The sequence below is a fragment of the Parabacteroides faecis genome, from assembly GCF_014647375.1.
Classification (GTDB): Bacteria; Bacteroidota; Bacteroidia; order Bacteroidales; family Tannerellaceae; genus Parabacteroides; species Parabacteroides faecis.
Map to the genome: position 1 here is coordinate 54360 of NZ_BMPB01000023.1, position 7485 is coordinate 61844.

Sequence of the window (7485 nt, forward strand, 5' to 3'; positions counted from 1 at the left end):
TATATTATCTGATAAAGTTCGTTATTTGCCGCTCTTCAGTTTCCGGCAATGGCTGTGCCCCGGCTTTTATGTTTTTCAGTAACCAGGCCATATTCTTACCGAGTGTCCGCATGATTTGTAAACCTTCGGCATCCTGTGCAGCCTCGCCGGGCATGCGACCATGTACGATGTTCCAGTATTGTGAAGAGACGACAGGCATGTTGTTGATCGTAAAATATTTGTTCAGCCGGTCGATTGTAGCACTGGCTCCACCACGTCGGCAGACTGCAATTGCGGCTGCCGGTTTGTACGCAAGCATATCCGAACAGGAATAAAAGACTCTGTCGAGGATGGCACAAAGCGAACCGTTAGGCCCGGCATAATATACGGGAGAACCTACTATCAATCCATCTATATCCTGAAGATTTTCACGTATCTCTTCATACAGTTTATCTTTGAAAACGCATCTTCCCAATTCGTTGCACTTGTTACAGGCAATGCAACCTTGTACGGCTTTATTGCTGAGTTGGATGATATGGGTTTCGACGCCATTCTGTTCCAAAGCTGTTGCCACTTCAGACAAAGCCAGAAATGTATTTCCCTCTTTCCGGGGGCTTCCATTAATAAGTAACACTTTCATATATATAGTCTTTATTGGACAAAAGTAGCAGTTTTAAGACAATGCCCTGTTCTTTATTCGTTCAAATTGTTTTTCTTTTTAGCTCATATATCCGGCTGCTATAATAAGTTTTGTTTCAACTGTTCCGTATATTTATCTATACGTAATAACTCTTTCGGAATATCGATGTTCTGCGGACAATAAGGATTACACTGGTTGCAGCCGACACAATGATTGGCCTGACGTAACCGGGGAACACTACGGTCGTATCCGACCAGGAAAGCACGACGCGCTTTCGCATAATTTTCATCCTGCCGGCTTTCCGGAATATTTCCGGCATTGATACAACGATTATAATGCAAGAGGATCTCCGGAATATCCAAACCATACGGACAAGGCATACAATATTTACAATCATTGCAAGGGATGGTTGGATAACGTAGCATTTGTACGGCAGTCTCTTCCAGAAAAGCCAGATCGATATCCGTCAGCGGTTCCAGTGGGGAATAGGTGCGGAGATTATCCTGCAGGTGTTCCATATAAGTCATTCCGCTTAACACTGTCAATACCCCCGAGAATGTTCCGGCGAAACGGAAAGCCCATGATGCGACACTCGAATCGGGACTACGCTGTTTCAGTTTCGCTGCAATATGGTCGTGTACGTTCGAGAGACGGCCTCCCAGTAACGGCTCCATGATGATGGCGGGGATGTTCCGTTTCTGTAATTCGCCGTATAGATATTCAGCATCGGTATTCCGGGTGTTGACCTCTTTCGCATGTTTCCAGTCAACATAGTTGAGCTGTATCTGGACAAAGTCCCACTTGATCTCGTCCTGACGGGAGAGGAGGTAGTCGAATACTTTGATATCTCCATGATAAGAGAAACCCAGGTTGCGGATACGGCCTGCCTTTCGTTCTTCAAGCAGAAAATCGAGCATACCGTTGTTTATATAACGTCCTTCGAAATCTTCCATACCATTCCCCATACCGATACCGTGCAACAGGTAATAGTCGATATAGTCGACTTGCAGCTCTTTCATAGAGTTACGATACATAGCCATCGAGTTTTCACGGCTCCATGTCTGGGGCGCGAAGTTGGATAATTTGGTGGCAATATAATAGGTATCGCGCGGATAACGGCTGAGAGCGATACCTGTGGCATGCTCCGAACGTCCTTTACAATATGCAGGCGATGTGTCGAAATAGTTGATACCATGTGCGATGGCATAGTCGACCAGGCGGTTGACCATTTCCTGGTCGATCTCATCACTACTGTCTCTTGCACTGCTGTTGGAAACTGTCGGCCAACGCATACAGCCATATCCTAACAAGGATACTTTATCGCCTGTCGTGGGCGTGGTGCGATAGGTCATTTCGGCAGGAATATCACCGGAACCGTTTCCCCGGAAGGATGCGTTTTTGTCCGGTTTGCAACTATAAAGTGAGGCTGTCGATGCCAGTGTGCTTCCGCCTAAGACTTTCAGGAATCTCCGTCGGTCTATATTCTTTTTATTCTTTTCTTCCATGATGCTTTGTTTTGATGATTTTCGGGTATATTAAATGGTCCGGTGCATTTCGTGTCCTTCCACATAGATGGCACTCAGTGGGCGGGAGGGACAAAGATGTTCGCAGGCTCCGCAACCGATACAACGTTCGGTATTGATAACCGGTATTTTCGGTGAGTCGGGTGCTTCGGGATCTTTGGGAACCATCTGTATAGCAGCTGTCGGACAATGACGGGCACAGTTGCCGCAATCGACACCGTCGGTATTGACTACGCAAAGGTCTTTGATCCATACGGCATGTCCGATCTGAATGGCAGATTTGTCGGCTACACTGATCGGCTGTATGGCGCTGGTAGGACACACGTCCGCACATTTGGTACATTCCGGTCGGCAATACCCAAGTTCATAGGACATTTCCGGTTGCATCAGGGTCATAAGGTTACTGGACGGACGCAGTACCTGGTTGGTACAGACGGATACACATAATTGGCAGGCAGTACAATGTCCGGTAAAGTTTCGTGCGCTTAATGATCCGGGAGGAGTGATAGGAGTGAGGCGTTCCGGCTTTTGTTTGTCTTCTATCGGAGCTAAACCGCCATCTACATTCTTTTCGGGTTTGACTTGTGCCTTCAATGTGGCTGATACGGCAAACAGGGTGGCGGCCGATAAAAAGTGACGGCGTGAAGCGGCGGATTTTTCTGTGGCTGGAGCCGATGCCGATGGCAATACTGATGCCGAAGCCGATGGCGAAGTGGTTGTTTCAACCTGTTTCTTAGGCAGCGATTGTCCCGGTACATATTTCAGGGCATTCCGGCGACATTTCCCGATGCAATCCATACAAGCCACGCAACGGCTGTAATCGATCCGGTGTTCTTTGGTATCGATGCATGCAGCCTTACAATTCCGGGCACATAATCCGCAACCGTTACATTTTTCGGTATCGATAACCGGTTTGAAGTAAGAATACCGGGCAAGGAAGCCGAGGATGGTTCCTACCGGACAAATGGTATTGCAGTAGGTTCGTCCGTTACGCCACGCTAATATAGCCAGTACGATAAATGTTATGATGGCTATGCTGAAAGTGGCTATTCCTTTCATCCAAACATCTACCGTATAAAAGGCATAGCTATCCATCCGTTCAGCGAGATAGGCGAGTCCATTGTTTGCCCATTGATAGAAAGGAGCGAACAGATTGGAGGCGATCCGCCCATAGGCACTGTATGGAGCCAGCAAAGCCAAAAGCGAACCGAAACCTCCAATCATCGCAAGTATAAACATAGCAAGTATCCCATAACGTAACCAGCTAACCGCCGGGGAATACGAAAAACGGTTCTTCTTTTGTTTTCCGGCTATCCATGAAACAACATCCTGAAATACTCCCAGCGGACAAATAACCGAACAGTAGATCCGTCCGAACAGTAATGTCAGGACAACAAGCCCTATCACTATTCCTATATTCACCGCCAGCAATGCCGGAAGGAATTGTATCTTCGCCATCCAACCGAACCACTGATGTATTGTCCCCGTGAAATCAAGGAACAACAAGGTGATCAGGGTAAAGAAAATGACGGCAGCAGTTAGTCTGATTTTTCTTAACATATACGTCTCTGAATATTTTGTTGATTATTACTGATGCAAAATTATTCTTGTTTTTCCCGTTAACGATTACACATATTACAGGTATATCTACCATTATTACTGATTTGCTTTAACAGATGAAAAAATGACGCAAAAAAGATCTAACTTTGTGAAAACAAAACAGAAAGCATATGATGGAAATTAGAGAAATGGATCACATTTATCAGTATAATGACCGGATGGGGCTGGAAACATTGCATCCGCTGATCAGTATTGTCGACTTTTCAAAATGTGAGGTACAGGTAGAAAGTGCACGTTTGAGATATGGCTTTTACTCAGTCTTTTTGAAAGATGTGAAATGCGGTGACCTGCAATACGGGCGTAATTATTATGACTATCAGGAGGGAACGATGGTTTTCACTGCTCCCGGACAAGTGGTAGGTGTTGCCCGGAAAGGAGAATATATCCAGCCGAAAGGATGGGCGCTGCTTTTCCATCCCGATTTGATCCGTGGTACTTCTCTCGGTCGTAACATTAAGAATTACCGTTTCTTTTCTTATGAAGTGTATGAGGCACTTCATCTTTCGGAACAGGAACGGCAGATAGTAATCGATTGCCTGAAAAATATAGAACTGGAACTACATCATGGAATAGATAAGCATAGTAAAATGCTGATCGTTTCGAATATCGAACTGCTATTGAACTATTGCGTCCGTTTTTACGACCGTCAGTTTATTACCCGCGAAGAAGCAAATAAGGATACACTGGCTAAGTTCGAGAAGATCATGAACGACTATTTCCAGTCGGATAAACCGCAGGATATCGGGCTGCCATCCGTTCAGTATTGTGCCGACCAGTTACATCTTTCGGCAAATTATCTGGGTGATCTGATAAAAAAGGAAACGGGTAAATCTGCGCAGGAGCATATCCAGCTATATCTTATCGATATGGCAAAAGAGAAAGTGCTCGATACCAGCCGTTCCATCAGTGAGATCGCTTATGAATTAGGCTTTAAGTATCCGCAGCACTTTACCCGTTTGTTTAAAAAGTGTGTGGGAACTTCTCCGAATGAGTATCGGATGCAGAATTAAGTTTTATTTCTTTTTACGGGTTGCGAAAACTTTTGCTAAAGTGATCCATTCCCCGTCTTCGTTGATGGCGGTACTTCGCCAGGTGAAAGAATTGTCTGTAATATCAGAGAATATCCATTTCATACCTTGCGAAGTTATCTCCGTCAGGACAATTTCGTCCCCTTCTTTCCGGGCTTCCAGCCGGGCACATTCTTCCGGACATCCGTAGAAGATTTCCCAAAGACATTTTTCCTGGTTAAATAACCTGAGAGTAGTCCCGTAAGCTGCATCCGGTTGGATATCAATCAATCTTTCTGTTCGCGACGGAACAATAAAGACATCTTGTACTGCCATTCCGTCGAGTACCCATGAAAAGATCCATTCTCCTTTTACGCGTCTGGGAGTAGGTGTGTTGAGGTGGTCGTTCCAGTCAAGATCCCATTCACCGATCACTTTACCGAAGAAATTGAACTCTTCCGGTATTCTTTCACTCTTTCCTTCGCTGACTAGTGCTGCTTCAAATTCTTTCATGATTTCTTATTTAATTTGATTCAAGGTTTAATATTTAACAAAGATAAGCGAAAATCAACAAATAAGAACAGTGATAAAGGTAAAAATATCAGTAATCTATCTACCAGACTTCTGATAAAAGGGATGTACTTTTGTTTTATATAAAAGGATTTGATATGAAAATAAAAAATAGATGGTATATGGTAGCAGGACTTATAATAGGTATAGTGATCGTTTTGGGAGTGGCAGTGGTTGCTTTTATCAATCAACCGGCTTTCGGACGTCTGCCGCAAGGGGAACGACTGGAAAAAATAGAACATTCTCCCCATTATAAAAACGGAGAGTTTCAGAATATACATCCGACGACGTTAATGACTTCCGATAAAGGACGTTTGCGCAGCATGTGGGATTTCCTGATCTCCAGACCTGACGGACTGAATCCGGATGTCCCGGTTCCGGCGATCAAATCTGATCTGAAAAACTTGGGGGACGATTCGAATGTAATGGTCTGGTTCGGCCATTCTTCCTATCTGCTTCAATTATCCGGTAAACGAATTTTAGTCGATCCGGTGTTCTGTATGGCTTCTCCGGTTTCCTTTGTCAATAAGCCTTTTAAAGGAACGGATATATATAAACCGGAAGATATGCCGGATATCGATTATCTGGTTATTAGCCATGACCATTGGGATCATTTGGATTATCAGACGGTAATCCGGCTGAAAGATCGCATCCGTAAAGTAATCTGCCCTTTGGGTGTGGGTGAACATTTTGAATATTGGGGATTCGATAAAGGGAATATTATTGAACTGGACTGGTACGAAAGTGCGTTGCCGGACGAAAACTTTACGGTCCGTTGCCTGCCAGCCCGTCATTTCTCCGGCCGCGGACTGACATCGAATAAGACTTTGTGGGCTTCTTTCCTTCTGGAAACTCCTTCGTATAAAATCTATATGGGAGGGGATAGCGGTTACGATACTCATTTTGAAGAAATAGGCAAACAGTATCCGGATATCGATCTGGCTATTCTGGAAAACGGACAGTACAATGAGGGATGGCGTAATATCCATACGATGCCTCAGTATTTGGGGCAGGCAGCCAAAGATTTGAAAGCCCGTAAGGTCGTGACTGTCCATCATTCCAAATACGCATTAGCCAGACACCGTTGGGACGAACCGTTGAAAAACGAAATTGAGATGGTAAAAGAAAACTCTTTGGAATTGATCGTTCCGGTGATCGGACAGGTGATGAATTTGGATAATAAGTAGATATAATTTAGTAGCTTTGTCTCAGATGAAAATAATTGATAATTAAAGAGATTATGAAAACAGTAAAATTGAATAATGGCATTGAAATGCCAATTTTAGGTTATGGAGTTTATCAGGTGACACCTGAAGAATGTGAACGTTGTGTATTGGATGCTTTGAGCGTAGGTTATCGTTCTGTCGACACGGCACAAGCCTATTTTAATGAAGAAGGTGTAGGGAATGCAATCAGTAAAAGTGGTATTCCACGGAATGAATTGTTTATTACAACCAAGGTTTGGATCTCCAATGCCGGATATGAAAAGGCAAAAGCATCTATCGCTGAGTCTTTGCGTAAACTGCAGAGTGATTATGTCGATCTACTCCTGATACACCAACCTTTTGGTGATTATTACGGTACTTACCGTGCGATGGAAGAGGCTTATAAGGCAGGAAAGGCACGTGCTATCGGAGTGAGTAACTTTTATCCCGACCGTCTTGTCGATCTGGCGGAGTGCTGTGAGATAAAACCGGCTGTCAATCAGGTAGAAACACATGTCTTCAATCAGCAAATAGAACCCCAGAGGATCATGGAGGAATATGGAACACGGGTTATGTCATGGGGGCCATTTGCAGAGGGTAAAAATAACTTTTTTACTAACGAACTATTGAAAACAATCGGTGAAAAGTATGGAAAGTCGGTTGCACAGGTTGCTTTACGTTATCTGATTCAACGGGATGTGATCGTTATTCCGAAATCGACGCATAAAGAACGTATGATCGAGAATATGGATGTGTTTGATTTCTCCTTATCAGAAGAAGATATGCAGGCTATTACCACGCTTGACCAAAAAAAGAGTCTGTTTCTTTCTCATACTGATCCGGAAATCGTAAAATGGATGATTAATATGGTAAAAAAGGAGGCTGTAATTTAAACTGTGTCAGCAAAGCAAACAAATAAAGTATTAACTTTGCTAACAGAG

General features: G+C 44.0%; 6 protein-coding genes and 2 pseudogenes. 3 read left to right on the forward strand and 5 right to left on the reverse strand.

The window, feature by feature from the left end:
- Positions 1–4: 4 nt before the first annotated feature.
- From IEY67_RS24825 to IEY67_RS25480, 4 genes and pseudogenes are all read right to left on the reverse strand, one after another.
- Positions 5–619, reverse strand: a complete 615-nt coding sequence (locus tag IEY67_RS24825) for a flavodoxin family protein (RefSeq protein ID WP_183672534.1) — start codon at positions 617–619, stop codon at positions 5–7.
- A 98-nt stretch (positions 620–717) separates the two neighbouring features.
- Positions 718–2124: an aldo/keto reductase gene (locus IEY67_RS24830; protein ID WP_183672535.1), complete on the reverse strand. Its 1407-nt coding sequence runs from the start codon at positions 2122–2124 to the stop codon at positions 718–720.
- A gap of 30 nt (positions 2125–2154) precedes the next feature.
- Positions 2155–2784, reverse strand: a pseudogene (locus IEY67_RS25475) (4Fe-4S dicluster domain-containing protein); the annotation flags it as partial.
- Positions 2785–2912: 128 nt separating this feature from the next.
- Positions 2913–3702, reverse strand: a pseudogene (locus tag IEY67_RS25480) (4Fe-4S binding protein); the annotation flags it as partial.
- A gap of 170 nt (positions 3703–3872) precedes the next feature.
- Here IEY67_RS25480 and IEY67_RS24840 point away from each other — a divergent pair.
- Positions 3873–4772: a helix-turn-helix domain-containing protein gene (locus tag IEY67_RS24840; protein WP_183672537.1), complete on the forward strand. Its 900-nt coding sequence runs from the start codon at positions 3873–3875 to the stop codon at positions 4770–4772.
- Between the two features lie 3 nt (positions 4773–4775).
- Here the strand turns inward: IEY67_RS24840 and IEY67_RS24845 are convergent, their stop codons facing one another.
- Positions 4776–5282, reverse strand: a complete 507-nt coding sequence (locus IEY67_RS24845; RefSeq protein WP_183672538.1) for a hypothetical protein — start codon at positions 5280–5282, stop codon at positions 4776–4778.
- Positions 5283–5437: 155 nt separating this feature from the next.
- Between IEY67_RS24845 and IEY67_RS24850 the strand changes: the two genes are divergently transcribed.
- Together IEY67_RS24850 and IEY67_RS24855 are read left to right on the forward strand one after the other, a co-directional pair.
- Positions 5438–6526 (forward strand): MBL fold metallo-hydrolase, encoded by a 1089-nt coding sequence (locus IEY67_RS24850; protein WP_308425764.1) that lies wholly within the window; start codon positions 5438–5440, stop codon positions 6524–6526.
- A 53-nt stretch (positions 6527–6579) separates the two neighbouring features.
- The gene (locus IEY67_RS24855) at positions 6580–7437 is read left to right on the forward strand and encodes an aldo/keto reductase (RefSeq protein ID WP_183672539.1); all 858 of its coding nucleotides are present in this window, start codon (positions 6580–6582) and stop codon (positions 7435–7437) included.
- Positions 7438–7485 lie beyond the last annotated feature (48 nt).

Excerpts from the sequence above, each read along its gene's own strand:
- IEY67_RS24830 (WP_183672535.1), bottom strand. The coding sequence starts at position 2,124 with ATGGAAGAAAAGAATAAAAAGAATATAGACCGACGGAGATTCCTGAAA.
- IEY67_RS24850 (WP_308425764.1), top strand. The coding sequence starts at position 5,438 with ATGAAAATAAAAAATAGATGGTATATGGTAGCAGGACTTATAATAGGT.
- IEY67_RS24840 (WP_183672537.1), top strand. The coding sequence starts at position 3,873 with ATGATGGAAATTAGAGAAATGGATCACATTTATCAGTATAATGACCGG.
- IEY67_RS24825 (WP_183672534.1), bottom strand. The coding sequence starts at position 619 with ATGAAAGTGTTACTTATTAATGGAAGCCCCCGGAAAGAGGGAAATACA.
- IEY67_RS24845 (WP_183672538.1), bottom strand. The coding sequence starts at position 5,282 with ATGAAAGAATTTGAAGCAGCACTAGTCAGCGAAGGAAAGAGTGAAAGA.
- IEY67_RS24855 (WP_183672539.1), top strand. The coding sequence starts at position 6,580 with ATGAAAACAGTAAAATTGAATAATGGCATTGAAATGCCAATTTTAGGT.